This is a genomic window from Bacteroidia bacterium (assembly GCA_033391075.1).
Classification (GTDB): domain Bacteria; phylum Bacteroidota; class Bacteroidia; order J057; family J057; genus JAWPMV01.
Map to the genome: position 1 here is coordinate 2,567,243 of JAWPMV010000001.1, position 15,062 is coordinate 2,582,304.

The 15,062-nt window shown below is 42.3% G+C and carries 11 protein-coding genes; 8 read left to right on the forward strand and 3 right to left on the reverse strand.

The window, feature by feature from the left end; translation table 11 throughout:
• Nucleotides 1–12 precede the first annotated feature (12 nt).
• Entirely contained in the window at nt 13–765 is a 753-nt protein-coding gene (locus R8P61_10420) for a polyprenol monophosphomannose synthase (GenBank protein MDW3647470.1), read from the reverse strand.
• 141 nt (nt 766–906) lie between these two features.
• Here R8P61_10420 and R8P61_10425 point away from each other — a divergent pair, with 141 nt between their 5' ends.
• Nucleotides 907–1,716: an SDR family oxidoreductase gene (locus R8P61_10425; protein MDW3647471.1), complete on the forward strand. Its 810-nt coding sequence runs from the start codon at nt 907–909 to the stop codon at nt 1,714–1,716.
• Between the two features lie 151 nt (nt 1,717–1,867).
• Nucleotides 1,868–2,662 carry a hypothetical protein gene (locus R8P61_10430; protein MDW3647472.1) on the forward strand — a complete coding sequence of 265 codons (795 nt, stop codon included), beginning with the start codon at nt 1,868–1,870 and terminating at the stop codon, nt 2,660–2,662.
• Nucleotides 2,663–2,816: 154 nt separating this feature from the next.
• On the opposite strand, the gene R8P61_10435 is transcribed toward R8P61_10430, so the two are convergent.
• A complete protein-coding gene (locus R8P61_10435; protein ID MDW3647473.1) occupies nt 2,817–5,684 on the reverse strand; it encodes a DEAD/DEAH box helicase in 2,868 nt (955 codons plus the stop codon).
• A gap of 168 nt (nt 5,685–5,852) precedes the next feature.
• Between R8P61_10435 and R8P61_10440 the strand changes: the two genes are divergently transcribed.
• A complete protein-coding gene (locus R8P61_10440) occupies nt 5,853–6,908 on the forward strand; it encodes a T9SS type A sorting domain-containing protein (protein ID MDW3647474.1) in 1,056 nt (351 codons plus the stop codon).
• 3 nt (nt 6,909–6,911) lie between these two features.
• Here the strand turns inward: R8P61_10440 and dnaB are convergent, their stop codons facing one another.
• Nucleotides 6,912–8,459 carry a replicative DNA helicase gene (gene dnaB, locus R8P61_10445; protein MDW3647475.1) on the reverse strand — a complete coding sequence of 516 codons (1,548 nt, stop codon included), beginning with the start codon at nt 8,457–8,459 and terminating at the stop codon, nt 6,912–6,914.
• A gap of 445 nt (nt 8,460–8,904) precedes the next feature.
• On the opposite strand from dnaB, the gene ftsY reads away from it, so the two are divergent.
• Genes ftsY through bshC form a run of 5 tightly spaced genes read left to right on the forward strand, consistent with a single transcriptional unit; the run spans nt 8,905 to nt 15,054 of the window.
• Nucleotides 8,905–9,876, forward strand: a complete 972-nt coding sequence (gene ftsY, locus R8P61_10450; protein MDW3647476.1) for a signal recognition particle-docking protein FtsY — start codon at nt 8,905–8,907, stop codon at nt 9,874–9,876.
• A gap of 4 nt (nt 9,877–9,880) precedes the next feature.
• The gene (rimO, locus tag R8P61_10455) at nt 9,881–11,209 is read left to right on the forward strand and encodes a 30S ribosomal protein S12 methylthiotransferase RimO (protein ID MDW3647477.1); all 1,329 of its coding nucleotides are present in this window, start codon (nt 9,881–9,883) and stop codon (nt 11,207–11,209) included.
• A gap of 13 nt (nt 11,210–11,222) precedes the next feature.
• Nucleotides 11,223–12,389: a GWxTD domain-containing protein gene (locus R8P61_10460; GenBank protein ID MDW3647478.1), complete on the forward strand. Its 1,167-nt coding sequence runs from the start codon at nt 11,223–11,225 to the stop codon at nt 12,387–12,389.
• A 7-nt stretch (nt 12,390–12,396) separates the two neighbouring features.
• Complete coding sequence (locus tag R8P61_10465; protein ID MDW3647479.1) at nt 12,397–13,509, forward strand: DUF445 family protein; 1,113 nt, start codon at nt 12,397–12,399, stop codon at nt 13,507–13,509.
• 6 nt (nt 13,510–13,515) lie between these two features.
• The gene (bshC, locus tag R8P61_10470) at nt 13,516–15,054 is read left to right on the forward strand and encodes a bacillithiol biosynthesis cysteine-adding enzyme BshC (protein ID MDW3647480.1); all 1,539 of its coding nucleotides are present in this window, start codon (nt 13,516–13,518) and stop codon (nt 15,052–15,054) included.
• The last annotated feature ends 8 nt before the right edge of the window (nt 15,055–15,062 follow it).

A 15,062-nucleotide genomic window follows, 5' to 3' on the forward strand; every position in this document is an offset into this window, starting at 1 on the left:
TCGTCTTATCCCTTACTTATTCCATTTCTTAAACCAGGAAGCCATTTTCATGCGGATTACTCCGAAGATTGCTTCCTTAAATATACCGGGGGACATTTTGGACTCACCCATGGTTCGATCCCTGAAAATAATGGGAACTTCCTTGATTTTGAATCCGTATTTCCAGGCCCTAAATTTCATTTCGATCTGAAATGCATAGCCTACAAATTTTATGGGCTGGGAAAGCACTTTTTCAAGTACTTCTCTTTTGTAACATTTAAATCCTGCGGTTGTATCACGGATGGGCATACCTGTAATGGTCCTCACATAGGCACTGGCATAATAACTCATCAGTACCCTTCCCATGGGCCAGTTTACTACATTCACTCCATTGACATAACGTGAGCCTATAGCCATATCAAAACCCTCTTCCTCACAGGCCTTCAACAAAGAAGGCAGGCTCCTGGGATTGTGGCTAAAGTCTGCATCCATCTCAAAGATATAATCATACTCTCGCTCAATGGCCCAGTTGAAGCCAAACAGATAGGCAGTTCCGAGTCCTTCTTTTCCCCCTCGCTCATGGATAAAAAGCCTTCCTGCGTATTTATCCTCCATCAATTTTTTTACTACCTGGGCAGTACCATCAGGCGAATTATCCTCGACAATAAGCATATGGGCTTTGGGCAAAGCCTCCATCGCCTTGTTGATCAAGGATTCTATATTTTCCAATTCATTGTAGGTTGGTACAATGACCAGATATTTCACCATACTATCTCCACTTGCCATATTGAGGGACAAAGAAATGGAAACCTTTTTTGTATTCAAAGGAAAAAAACGGGAATAGGCTTTCTCAGGCAATTATTTGCGCTATTCTTTTTGTTTCCCAATAAAAAACTTCGGTACTTGCCGCGCAAATTGAAAAAAGCTATGGCACATAAACTACTAGAAGGAAAAACCGGAATCATTTTTGGCGCCCTTGATGAACTTTCGATTGCATGGAAAGTTGCAGAAAAAGCCAAGGAGGAAGGAGCCAACTTTATCCTGACAAACTATGCGCTCGCCCTGCGTATGGGAAAAATCAACGAATTGGCGGAAAAGACCGGTGCTGAAGTTGTTACAGCTGATGCTACCAATATGGAAGACATCAATGCTTTGCTGGATGTAGCAGAGCAGAAATATGGAAAGATCGACTTCGTTCTCCATTCTATCGGTATGTCTCCCAATGTCCGTAAAAAAAGACCATATACTGATTTGAACTATGACTGGCTGCATAAGACTTATGATATTTCAGCTATGTCTTTCCACAAAATTCTTCAGGCGCTCTACAAAAGAGATATGATGAATGAGTGGGGATCAGTATTGGCCCTTAGCTATATGGCCGCTCAAAGAACTTTTAGCGAGTACAATGATATGGCTGAAGCAAAAGCTATTTTGGAGTCTGTCGCTCGTTCTTTTGGTTATTTCTATGGCAAAGAGAAAAAAGTGCGCGTAAATACGATCTCTCAATCTCCAACTCCTACTACTGCAGGCAAAGGTGTTGCAGGTTTCGACAAAATGTTGAGCTATGGAAACAAAATGTCTCCTTTAGGCAATGCAACGGCTGAAGAATGTGCGGATTACTGCGTAATGATGTTCTCTGACTACACACGTAAAGTAACCATGCAGAATCTCTTCCATGATGGTGGATTTTCTATGGTAGGTATTTCCGGAGATATTCTGGAAGACTTTAATGGATAAGAATAAAAGGAAGAACAAGGAACAAGGAACAAGGAATGGAGAAGTAAGAAGTAGGGCTCCTTCTGCATGCTTTTCAAGCTTGTGATTTCTTTCTCGAAAAATATACATAGATTTATCAGGCTTCGGTCCCTAATGGCCGAAGCCTTTTTTTATGCGATTGATTTATTTTCTCATCCTCCTAGGACTTCCCTCGATACTATGTGGGCAGCGACTTCCTTTGTCAACAGAATCTGACTCCGCCTTGTTTTATTATGACCTTGCCTGGGATTGCGTCTTGAATAAAGGAGATTATACCGGATCTGAAAAAGCATTTCGGAAAATGGCCGACTTTGATCCTGACTTTTTGGTAGGGAAAAGTCTCTTGGGCAGGATTAGTACAAAAGCCTCAGAGCAAAGGCGGATGTATGATGAAATCGAAAGAGACCGAGGCGGATTAGCTGCTGATGAAGACAAATTGCTGGATGTATTCCAGGCTTTATTGATGATTAGGATTTTGAGGAATGAGGCTCCTGATAAGGCACCCGCTCAGGTAAAGTTTGCTTTGGAGATGGGAAAGGATAATCTGGGGTATTTGGGAAAAAAGTATCCTGGCGAGTTTTGGTACCAGGCGGAGTTCATCGAAAGTGTCAATTATATAGATGGTCCTCAGGCTGCATTGGATAGTTTGGAAAGCCTTAATCAAGAACCTTTGATTCCATTTCTGATGGGATACAAAGCTTCTCTTCTCATGAAAACGGGTGGCAAGGAGGCTGCAATGAAATTGAGCGATCAGCTTTTTCTGATTTATCCGGATGGCAATATCCCCAAGCCTTTTATGGTAAAAGCAGATTTGTATGAGCAAATGGGAGAGAAAGAGCTGGCAAAAGCTTTTCTTGAGAAAGCCCTGAAACTAGATCCAGGAAATATTGACGGGCAAAGGATGAAGAAAAGACTGGAAGGGGAATAATCGGTTCCGGGGTAAATTAAAAAGCAGCAGTCTTATCGGAGATTGATTTATGCATGGCTTATCTCGTGGAGAGATCAAGCAGTTAGAATTTTTCTTAAGACAAGATTTCTCGGCACACAGTCCTTCTCGCATCCAAGCCTCAAAATGACTAAAATTATTTCAATAAATCCTCGAGATCACTGGCTTCAAGGGATTTATATACTTCCTCATCTACTTGTATAATATCATCCGAAAGCTTGGCCTTCTTTCTCTGTAGATTGAGAATCTTCTCCTCAATGCTATCACGCGTGATGAATTTATAATAGAAGACCGTTCGCGTCTGGCCGATTCTGTGAGATCGGTCAATCGCCTGATTTTCTACTGCCGGGTTCCACCAGGGATCGAGAATGAATACATAATCAGCCGCTGTAAGATTAAGGCCAACGCCTCCTGCCTTTAAACTGATCAGGAATACTTTTATATCCTTGTCATTCTGGAAAGTATCTACGGGGGTCTGGCGGTCTTTGGTGCCTCCATCCAGGTAGTTGTACTTGATCCCTTCTTTATCCAGGTCATTGCGGAGGAGGGTGAGTACTTTTACAAACTGAGAAAAGATCAGCACTTTGGAGCGCTTTTTCCCAAGGATCTGCTTCAGCAATCTTTTTACTTCCTGGTATTTACCTGAATTTTCCAGCTCAAATTTTTCCGGCTCAATGATTCGGGGGTGTATCGCGATCTGACGAAGCTTCTGAAGTCCAGCCAGGATATTGAGTTTATTCTTTTTCCAGGCTCCTTGCGTAATAAGATCCATGAGGTAGTTTCTGTAGGAACTACGCGTGTCTTCATAGAAATCTTTTTGCTCATCGGTCATCTCACAATAATGGAGCTTCTCGATACGTGGAGGCAATTCCTTCTCAACCTGGTGCTTCCTTCTTCTCAGGATATACGGATAGATGATACGGCTCAGTTTTGCTGATTGCTTGGTATCAAAATTCTTCTCAATCGGCTGCACATAAAATTTCTTGAAGAAATTATCTGAGCCCAATAAACCCGGATTGAGGAAAGACATTTGAGACCAAATATCCATGACAGTATTTTCTATAGGCGTACCAGATAGAGAAAGCCTATGCTTGGCTACCAGTTTGCGTACTGCCTTGGCCGTTTTGGATTCTGGATTTTTGATATTCTGGCTTTCGTCGAGGATGATGTAGTTGAAAGGAAAAGTCGCCAGTAATTTGATGTCTTGCCTTACCAAACCATAAGTAGTCAGGATTAGGTCATAATCAGCGAATGTTCCTGCATCCTTGGGACGATTGATGCCCGTATGTGTAAATATTTTAAGAGATGGTGTGAATTTTTTTGCTTCGTTTGCCCAGTTGGGAATCAGAGAAGTCGGGAGGACAATTAAAGAAGGGGTGTCTATTCCATCTTCTTTTTCTTTTAACAGGAGACTTAAAGTTTGAAGGGTCTTTCCCAATCCCATATCATCCGCCAGGATGCCGCCCATATTGTGGGCCTTCATAAAATGGAGCCAATTATAGCCTGCTTCCTGATAGCTACGGAGTTTCGCTTTCAATCCTCTGGGAGTCGGAATTTCGGGGATGCCTTCTGTGTTTTTTATGCTATCAAGCATCTTGGAGTGGCCATTGTTTCCTTTTGAAGGGAAATTTAGCAAAGGGGCCTGGTATTTTTTGATTTTCAGGCTTCCCCCATCAGATTCATCCACTTCAGAAACTTCCAACAGATGACGATAATCCGAAAACCAGTGTTCCGGCAAAATAGCAATGCTGTCATCCGGCAATTTGTACTCTCGATTTCCTTTGAGAATATGGCCCCTGAACTTTATGAAAGGGATTTCAAATTTGCCAATTCGAACGATAGCTTTTATATCAAACCAGTCCCCTGATTCCTGGGTTTTAAGTTCTATCTGAGGAATATCCAGGCTAATTTGATAGGAGGGATTTTCCTGTATAATGTTTACCCCTTTGTCCCGGATGAAATCTGCATGCTCAGAAAACCAGGAAAGGGCCTTGTCTTTTTGAATATATTCCCAGGGGCTAAGGCTATTTTTATTTGGGGTGAATTGCTCAAAAAACTCCAGCATTTCTTTTTCCTGCTGGCATTTTCGTTCAATCCGGAAGAATCGGTATTCTTCCCCGTTTTTTTCCATGATGGACTTTACCTTGCCTTCACTTTCCAAAGGAATGCAGTGTTGACCATATTTTACTTCACGCAAAAAGGAAAAACTGGAAGCATCATACTCTTTTACCTTAAGGATAAATTCCGGATCATAGCGGAGGGTCTTTATTTCAAACCCCTTTGCATAAACATCATATTTCTCAATGATCTGGGTAATAAATTTCCGGTAATATTCCTCTTCTTTTTCTTTGGGGATAGCAATAAAGTCCTTTCTGAGGAAAGGTCTCAATTTCTTTCCATCTACATGCTTTTTGAAGGTAAACAACTCATGATTGAGAAGCATCCAGGCAGGCTCAAGGCAGAGAAGAGCAGCTCCCGTTTTCTGGAACTTCACGATCTCTCCATTGAGTTTTACGGTAGGATAGTAGCGGGTGAAATTTTCTTTTTTGCGAAAGTGAAAGAGAGCGGTTGCTTGCTCATCGAGTATGGTAATTTTTTGCTTGGCTGGATATCCATCATTTCCCATTTCAAAGAGGGCCTTTCCTTTGCATAAAGGAAGAATCCTGGCCATCCTTCTTTGAATGAAATTGGTAACGAGTTTTTTCGCCTGTCCTTCAAATTTTTTAGAAAAAAATTCCAGTTCGTTTCGGGGATCCCCTCCAAATTTCTTTACAATAGCTTTGGGAGTCATTTCTGAAATGAGCTTGACAAGCTCTTTGTCATCCTCATCCAACTCTTGCGAGAATTCGGCTATATTGTGGGGGTATAATCCCTGATGAACAAAACTCAGCTCTCCACTGGGAAGGATTTGAACCACATGCGCTGTCATCAGGTATCCCAAATACTCATGGTGGTAAGTAGAGTATACCGGGCAGAAGGGAAGTGTGGCGTCAACGAGGTGCATGGATGTTCAGAAAATACTTTTAATTTTCCCTAATTCGTTTCTCTTAGAAAAAAAGGCAAGATCAAATGTAATAAGAATTTAGATCACGGATAAAAAAATATTAAAAAAAACGTCATTTCTTTGAGAAAAAAATGCCGAAAACCGTAAAATTTCATCAAATAAGAAAATATGAAGCACTTTGTCGCTATAATCCTCATTTTCAGTGCCTTTCAGCTACAAGCACAGATTACCATTGATAATAATGATATGCCCAGTCCTGGTTATTGGGCGAGATTGAGCGTTGCTGATACGGTCTTTCAGCCTGATTTGCAGACAGTTGGGGCAAACCTAAACTGGGATTTCACCGGAATGAATGCTGTTACCCAAAGGAAGGACACCTTTGGCAGTGTTAATGACATTCCTATCCTGATCAGATTGCTGTTTTTAAGTTCTAATCTTGTTAGAATTCAGGAAACTCCTGATTCTTTGGGAGGAATAGCCCTGAGTGAAGGCTATCAGTTTTTTAGAAAAACAAATTCCCGATATGAAAATAATGGTCTGGGGGGAACGATAAATGGAATACCTTTCGGACTATCTAACAATCCTGACGATATCATCTATCGTTTTCCCTTGAACTACCAGGACGTTGATTCTTCAGAGTCATTGGCTCAATTGAATATTCCTGGAGTATTTTATATAGAACGAAGCGTGAAAAGATGGAATGAAGTTGATGCCTGGGGGCAACTGGAAACGCCCTATGGTACCTTCAATACCTTGCGCGTTAAAACCACGATTCAGGAATCAGATTCTATCGCTGCAGATACGATTTCCTTCCGTATCAATGTGCCCACGAGAAGAGAATACAAATGGCTGGCTAAGGAAGAGAAAATTCCCATCATGACGGTGAATACGATACTAGTTGGGGGGAATGAAGTTCCTGCCGGTATTCAATATGTGGATTCCCTGCGAAATACTGGTGGGACGACTGCTGTCGCTGAGGAGCTAAGCTCTATTGCCAAGATGTATCCCAATCCCACTTCAGACCTGCTTAATCTGGAAATCCTGGAGCAATTGGGAGAAGATGCTCGAATCGAAGTATATGACCTGAGAGGGCAAAAATTGATGGATCAAAACCTGGTTTACGGAATCAATCAGCTTATGCTGGGAAATATGCCCAGGGGCATTTATCACCTTCGGATCATCAGTAAAAAGAAAAGTTATACGGGTTCTTTATTAAGGCGATAAGCACTAAAAGGGAACACTGCTATCTCCGCCTCCACCTCCGCTAGCCGGATCATTCATTTTAGAAGGCAGGGTAATGGTGTTTCCTCCACCTGCATCCATACCAAAGGCATCAAAATCAGAAGTGCCTCCCTGTGTCCAGTCTCCGAACTTACCGTACTTGCCGATAAATTGCATATCGACATTTCCTGTAGGGCCATTTCTTTGTTTGGCTATGATAAGCTCAGCCTTTCCTAAGGTTGAGTTGCCTTCATCATCTGTTTCAAAGCCATAATACTCTGGACGATAGAGGAACATAACGATATCCGCATCCTGCTCAATAGATCCAGATTCCCTCAAGTCACTCAATACCGGGCGTTTGTCTCCTCCCCGGCTTTCCACAGCACGACTCAACTGAGAAAGTGCGATCACACAGACATCCAGTTCTTTTGCCAATTCTTTCAGAGATCGCGAAATGGCTGCAATCTCCTGTTCACGATTACCTCCTTTATTTGAAGGTCCGGTCATCAACTGCAAATAGTCAATGATGACCATGCTGATATTTTTCTCAGCCTTAAGTCTTCGGCATTTGGCTCTAAGGTCCCAAATGGAGAGGGCAGGGGTATCATCAATAAATATTTCGGTCTTACTCAAAGATCCGATTCGAGTAATCAGCTGCTTCCACTCATAATCTTCCAGGCGACCGGTACGAACCTTTTGGGCATCGAGCTCTGCTTCTGAAACAATCAAACGTTGGGTCAACTGAACAGCCGCCATCTCCAGTGAGAAGAAAGCTACGGCTTCTCCAAAACGAAGGGAAGCATTTCTGGCCAGGGTAAGGGTGAAAGCAGTTTTACCCATTGCAGGTCTTGCTGCAATGATTACGAGGTCAGTCTTGTTGAAACCAGCCGTCATTTTATCCAGCTCAACAATACCGGATGGAATACCGGTAACACTGCTGTCTTTTCCCCTCATTTCCTCAAGGCGCTCCAAGGTCTTCATCACCAATTCAGGCATCCCAAGGTAATTTCTCCTCAAGTTGGTTTCAGAAATTTCGAAGAGAGATTGCTCGGTTTGATCCAATAAATCAAACACATCCGTGGTTTCATTGTAGGCATCCTTTACTACCTGATCTGAAACGATGATAAGCTGCCGAAGAATAAATTTCTCAGCGATTACACGAGCATGGTATTCAATATTGGCCGCAGAGGCTACCCGCGAGGTCAATTCTGTAAGATAAAAGGCACCTCCGGCTTCCTGTAGTTTGCCTTCTTTTTTTAAGGCATTTTTGACTGTAAGGATATCAATGGGCTCTGAATTCTGAAAAAGGGCAAGAATCTGCTCAAAAATGACCTGGTTGGCATCTTTATAGAACATATTGGGCTTGAGGATATCCATGATCCGGTGCAGGGCATCCTTTTCCAACAATAGGGCTCCCAACACAGCTTCTTCCATATCCAGAGACTGGGGAGGTAGTTTTCCACCTAAAGGAGAAGTAGAAAGGCTTTGGACCTTACCTTGTGCAGTATTTGGGTTACTGTACTTGCTCGGAGTACGCTTGCTGTTCTCAGCCATAGAGGAATCTATGTTAGATGTTTATTCCAGGACAAAAGGGCTCAAATATACGAAAAGGAATATTCGACAAACAATCCTTTTTCCTGAACGGTTGCTGCATATTTTTATTCTATTACGCATTTTTAAGCAGTCCTCTTTTTTTCCACAAATATTGACTTTGGCATAAGCCGCCTAGCATAAGGAAATTAAGTTCGAAGGAGATTTATTCACAGTAATTCACAAGTCTGGGGAAAGAATGTGGATAAGTATTGGATAAGTATTCTTCTTTCGCCCCCACTCAATCTGCGTGAACGGGAATTTCCTGCTTGCGCTTTATATTGTAGTAAAGATAAGAATATTAGCGAAAGCGAGCTAAATTTATTTACATGTACCCCTAAAAGACAGGCATTATTTTAAGCACTCATTTCGTATATTTGCCTGCCTGTTTTTAAAAAGAGGAAACACTATGTTTAACTTTTTCAATAAGAAAGAAAATAAGGATAAGCTCGACAAGGGCCTGGAGAAGACCAAGGTCGGCTTGATGGGAAGACTTAATCGTGCGATCCTGGGTAAATCCAAAGTCGATGAAGAGGTCCTGGATGAGCTGGAAGAGGTCTTGATTGCGAGTGATGTGGGGGTGAAAACTACAGTTCGAATCATCGAACGTATTGAAAGCCGGGTTTCTGATGATAAGTATACCAGTGCAAAAGAACTGGATTATATCCTGAAAGATGAAATAGAAAAACTAATTCTGGAAAACCATCCGGAAAGTCTCAACTATTTTGAAATACCTGAGATCAGGAATGAAGGCCAAAAGCAGCCCTACGTGATCATGGTGGTGGGAGTAAATGGTGTGGGCAAGACAACCACAATCGGCAAACTGGCGCACAGATGGAGAGATCAGGGGAAATCGGTCTTGATGGGTGCTGCAGATACCTTCCGTGCCGCCGCAGTTGATCAATTGAAACTATGGGCAGATAGAGTAGGAGCTGATTTTTATTCGAAAGGAATGAATACTGATCCTGCCGCTGTAGCCTATGAGTCGGTAAGGGAAGGCCTGAATAAAAATTCAGATGTAATCATCGTGGATACTGCCGGGCGATTACATACAAAGAGGGGCTTGATGGATGAGCTCTCAAAAATCAAGCGAAGTATGGACAAAGTTATGCCCGGAGCACCACATGAGGTCCTCTTGGTTCTGGATGCAAGTACCGGGCAGAATGCGATTATACAAGCAGAAAAATTTACAGAAGCCACAGACGTAACCTCTTTAGCCTTGACCAAACTTGATGGGACTGCAAAAGGAGGAGTAGTCATTGGTGTTTCGGATCGATTCAAAATACCGGTGAAGTTTATTGGAGTGGGAGAAGGAATGGATGATCTCCAGACTTTTGACCCCAAGGAGTTTATTGATTCTATGTTTGAGCTAAAATCCTGATTGAATGGTCAATAACCTTCCCAAATATAAAAAGCGACAACAAGACAAGATCAATGTGATCACCCTGGGTTGTTCCAAAAATCTGGTAGATTCAGAGGTGCTTCTCTCTCAATTGCATGGCAATGGGATGAGTGCTACCCATGAAGCCGAACAGAGTGATGCAAATGTAGTCGTAATTAATACCTGTGGTTTTATAGATAAAGCCAAAGAAGAATCGGTTAATACGATTTTGGATTATGTGGGTCGAAAAGAAGCAGGTGAGATTGAAAAGGTGGTCGTAACGGGTTGCTTGTCTCAAAGATATAAGGATGACCTTAAAGAGGAGATTCCCGAGGTAGATGCCTGGTTTGGTACACAAGACATGCCGGACCTGGTAAATGAACTGGGCGCTGATTTCAAAAAAGAATTGGTCGGGGAAAGAAATACCAGCACTGATTCTCATTATGCCTATTTGAAAATCGCGGAAGGTTGTAACAGGCCTTGTAGCTTTTGCGCCATTCCCTTGATGCGAGGAAAGCATAATTCCAGGAGTATTGAGTTTTTGGTGAAAGAAGCTGAATTTCTGGTAGCCAAAGGAGTAAAGGAACTGATGTTGATTGCACAGGACCTGACTTATTATGGCATAGACTTGTATGGCGAAAGAAAGCTTAATGAACTGTTACTTGCCTTATGTGAGGTAAAGGGACTAGCGTGGATTCGACTCCATTATGCTTACCCCAGTGGCTTTCCAGTAGAAATTCTTCCTACCATTCGAGAACAAGCAAAGATTTGCAACTACCTGGATATGCCTTTGCAGCATATTTCAGATCCGGTTCTCAAGACTATGCGTCGAGGGATCAATTCCAAAAGAACGCGGGATCTGGTGAAGAGAATCCGGGAAGAAGTTCCAGGACTTGCCTTGAGAACTACCTTGTTGGTTGGACATCCGGGAGAGAGTGAAGAGGACCATCAGGAATTGCTGAAGTTCGTTGAAGAAGCCAGATTTGATCGCCTGGGGGTCTTTACCTATTCTCATGAGGAAAACACCCATGCCGGAGATAAATACGAAGATCTCATCGATGAGGAAACCAAAGAACGGCGAATGGAAGAGGTAATGGAGCTTCAGCAAGGAATTTCTCTGGAAATAAATCGTGGTTATGTAGGCAAAACCTATAAAACCATAATAGATAGAAAGGAATCCGGTTATTATATTGGCAGAACGGAATTTGATTCGCCTGAAGTAGATAATGAAGTCATCGTCCATACAGAAAAAGAACTGGAGATAGGCGCATTCTATCAGGTGGAAATCCAGGATGCCATGGAATATGACCTGATCGGCAAAGTCCTTAGCTAAGACCCCCTTCTCTATGAGAAAATTGCTGCTTTTTATCCTACTTGCTTGCACCTTATTTCAGACTCGGGCACAATCCCCATGGGATTGCGCGGTGAAAAAGGGCCTGGACCTGGGCAGTAATACCCGCCTTTTTCTGGCATACAAATCCAGTTCAAACGCAAACAAAGTATTTAAAGCAGATATACGTTTCCGCCCTAAAGGAAAATACCGGGATTTTCTTCGTAAAGAAACCCGTCTGGAAACCCGGGGAGATAAAATATTTGTTTTACCCTTTAGCCTGCCAAAAGGAGAATATGAGGTAGACATTAGTATTGAAGATGTCGAGCTGGGAAATATGTACCACGTCACCCCTGATGAGGTGTATAAGTGCAGAGAGCAGGAGATCAATATCTCAGATATCTACCTTTCCTATAATCCTTCTGCAGAAAGGGCTTTCGAACAACCACTGGTAAATCTAAGCCTTGATAAAGACAAAGAACAGCTATATTATTTTATTGAACTGCAAACAGCTCGCGCATATTCCAACCTAAACATCAGTGCCTTCCTCTTTAAGGATAAGAATTCTGGAAAACTCAATCTCGAACAAATGGATACCTTTGAATCTATTTATGAGACGAGCCAGAACCTGAGTATGTATAAATTACAACAGGCTCAAATATCGGATATGCTGGAAGTAGGCGACCTCGAACCGGGAGAATACTTGCTGAGTGTGGAGGTTTTTAATGGAGCTACGCGTTTGGGAGGAGTTGATTCTCGCTTTGTGATAGGCGGAGATATCAAAGAACTCATGCGTCAAAGGGGCTATATAGATGATGCCATTCTCATGATGGAATATATTTTGCCCATAGAAGAATTGGAAGCCCTCCTGGACAATCCGGATTATGAAGCAAAAAAGGTAGCTTTTGATAAAATCTGGTTAGAGTTATATGGAGAGGAAGCTGATATTATGATGGAAGAATATTACTCCGCTGTAATTACGGCCAATCAATTATACAATGAGGATCTTCCCGGCAGAAAAGGCTGGCAATCAGACCGGGGGAAGATTTTTATTGAATACGGACAGCCAGAGATTAAAAATGTGACTATCAGGGGAAAAGAATATCAAAGATGGATTTATGCCAAGTGGTCTCTATCTTTTTTATTCGAAAAACGCAACCAAGGATATTACCTCATCGAATAAGAAGGGAATGATCGATACTTTTAAAACCTATTTTCAGCGGCACTTTGCTTTTGATAGTCTTTTTGATAGCAAGGAATCGGGCAAGGCTGCAGAGGCCCCTGAAAAATACGGGCTCAACAAGAGCAAGCAGTTTTTTCTATACTTTCTGAGAGTTTCCCCTTTCCTGTGTGGATTGGGTTTTGGTTTGTCTTTTCTGGAGGCATTTGAAACCAATCATCTGTTTACCCTTGATATTTTTGGTTATCCCCTTATCCTCAATTTCGCCGGAATCCTTAAAATTATCTGCGTAAGTGGATTGATCGGTTTTGGAACCAACTATATTGCAATCAAAATGCTCTTCAGGCCGGTGATCAAAAGACCCATTCTGGGGCAAGGACTTATACCCGCACAAAAAGACCGGATTATCTATACCCTGGCACAAGGAATTTACCGACATGTGCTCAATCAGGATTTGATTCGGAAAAGGGTGGAGGAGACAGGATTGGTGAAAAAAGTCAATAGCCTGGTCATGGATGGAGCCGTGGGACTTTTGCAGGATGATGAATTAAGAGAACACATCAAAAGTATCATCGTCGAATCGATGAATGAATATGCAGAAAGAGAGGATGTGAGAAAGGAAATTGCCGAGATGATCGATACCCGTCTAGAGCAAAACCTGGATAAGGGCCTTAAAAAATTCTTACTGCAGACCTATAAAAAATATAACAAAGAGGATTATGAGGAGGTTATTGAGAAAATAGTGAAAGATCTTCCCCAATTGGCATTGGAAGTAATTGAGAAGCTGGAGGACCAATTGGACCGTGCTGCCGCATATATTAGAAAGGAAAAGGAAGAGACCGCGGAGAAGATTATGGACCTCTTTATAGATCTTTTAAATAAATTGGACATCACCGATCTACTGGCCAAGCAAATGGCTCACTTTAATGAAGCAGAATTAGAGCGCTTGGTCTGGGAGTCGACAAATGAACAATTAAGATATATACAATATTTGGGTACAATATTGGGAATGCTGGGAGGATTGCTGATATGGGCACCTGAATTAATGATTACGGTATATGCCCTCTTGATCGGCATCATCGCAGGCCTTGATTCCCTGCTCTTTAGAATTGCTACTAAGTAAAGGCTTTTGAAAACTCCTACACCAAACATCAAGGCAGATTATCTGTCAGGCGCGGATCTCATACGCCCCTTTATCAATTATCCCCTGAATAAACTGGATTTTAAGCAGGTAGTTGCTGATAAATCCAGGGATGATATTGATAGAGCCCTTTTGCAAGAGGTCCTCAAAGAGCAATATAAAGACTTTGAGCCTTCTGAAAAGACGCAGAGAAACCTTGATATCCTTCATAAGGAAAATACCTATACCGTTACAACCGGACATCAACTGGTTTTATTTGCGGGCCCTCTTTATACTACCTATAAAGTCTTAAGCACGGTTAAACTGGCTGAGCATATCAGCAAAGAAGTTGATGAAGTGGAGGTTGTGCCGGTTTTCTGGATACATACCGAAGACCATGATTTTGAAGAGATCAACCATTATTACAGCAGCTTTTCTCAAAAAAATAGCTATCCAGCCAAATTTCAAAGCCTGGTGGGAAATCATGTTCTGAGCGAGGAAATCGAAGCAATTGTTCCCTCCCAGTTCGAAGGCAAATTAAAAGAAGCATATAAAGCCGGCCTTTCTATGAAAGAAGCCTATCGGCGTTTCGTCTTCGAATTGTTTGATGCCTATGGAGTCCTCATTCTGGATGCGAGCGACGAAAGACTGAAGGCTCGCTTTCAACGGGTTCTCAAACTGGAATTGGGGCAATCCAAATCTTTCACCGAAATCAATAAGACTTCCACCCAATTGGCAGGCCTGGGATATCCGCTACAGATCAATCCTCGCGAGATCAACCTTTTTTACATGGATGATAAGGGCAGGGACCGGATCGTGGCTGAGAACGGACATTATGAAGTCCTGAATCGGGACTTAAGATTCCAGCCCGATGAGATGGATAAACTGATTCAGGAAAATCCGGATCGCTTTAGTCCCAATGTAAGTCTGCGGCCACTCTATCAGGAAATGATTCTGCCCAATTTAGCCTACTTTGGAGGTTGGGGAGAAATCCGGTACTGGGTTCAGTTGAAAGGAGCTTTTGATGCTTTCGGAGTAAACTTTCCCTGTGTGCTGCCACGCATGTCAGCAACTTTTGCCACCGCAGATCAGGAAAAAAGATTAGAGGAACTTGGATTGTCGCTGGCTGATATGCTGAAAAGCAGTCAGGAATTGTATAAGATTCGCACTGCAGACCAATGGGATAGCAGGGAGTTTGAAAAACTTCAGGACCAGATCCTGGAACAAATCAATGCCTACAAAATTCATATTGAAGGCCAACTTTCAGAGACCCTGGCTCGCTCAGCAGAAGCCCTCAAAGTCAAAAGTCAGAAATACCTGAAAAATATGCGAAAAAAGGCGGAACGCGTCATTCGCCATAAATATCCCAAAGCCTATAAAGAGATAGATCAATTAAAGTCCGAAATACAGCCAGACGGTTGGGTACAGGAAAGGATTTTGAGTTTAGCTTCTCTCGAAGGGATCATGAGTCCCAAAGATTTTGTGGAATTTGCCTACCAAAAATGTGATCCCTTAAATTTTGATCACCAATTTTGGATTTTGGGCTAAAATCTGTC

Coding starts and splice junctions, on each gene's coding strand:
- ftsY (MDW3647476.1), top strand. CDS start 8,905: ATGTTTAACTTTTTCAATAAGAAAGAAAATAAGGATAAGCTCGACAAG.
- R8P61_10440 (MDW3647474.1), top strand. CDS start 5,853: ATGAAGCACTTTGTCGCTATAATCCTCATTTTCAGTGCCTTTCAGCTA.
- R8P61_10430 (MDW3647472.1), top strand. CDS start 1,868: ATGCGATTGATTTATTTTCTCATCCTCCTAGGACTTCCCTCGATACTA.
- R8P61_10465 (MDW3647479.1), top strand. CDS start 12,397: ATGATCGATACTTTTAAAACCTATTTTCAGCGGCACTTTGCTTTTGAT.
- R8P61_10420 (MDW3647470.1), bottom strand. CDS start 765: ATGGCAAGTGGAGATAGTATGGTGAAATATCTGGTCATTGTACCAACC.
- rimO (MDW3647477.1), top strand. CDS start 9,881: ATGGTCAATAACCTTCCCAAATATAAAAAGCGACAACAAGACAAGATC.
- dnaB (MDW3647475.1), bottom strand. CDS start 8,459: ATGGCTGAGAACAGCAAGCGTACTCCGAGCAAGTACAGTAACCCAAAT.
- R8P61_10460 (MDW3647478.1), top strand. CDS start 11,223: ATGAGAAAATTGCTGCTTTTTATCCTACTTGCTTGCACCTTATTTCAG.
- R8P61_10435 (MDW3647473.1), bottom strand. CDS start 5,684: ATGCACCTCGTTGACGCCACACTTCCCTTCTGCCCGGTATACTCTACT.
- R8P61_10425 (MDW3647471.1), top strand. CDS start 907: ATGGCACATAAACTACTAGAAGGAAAAACCGGAATCATTTTTGGCGCC.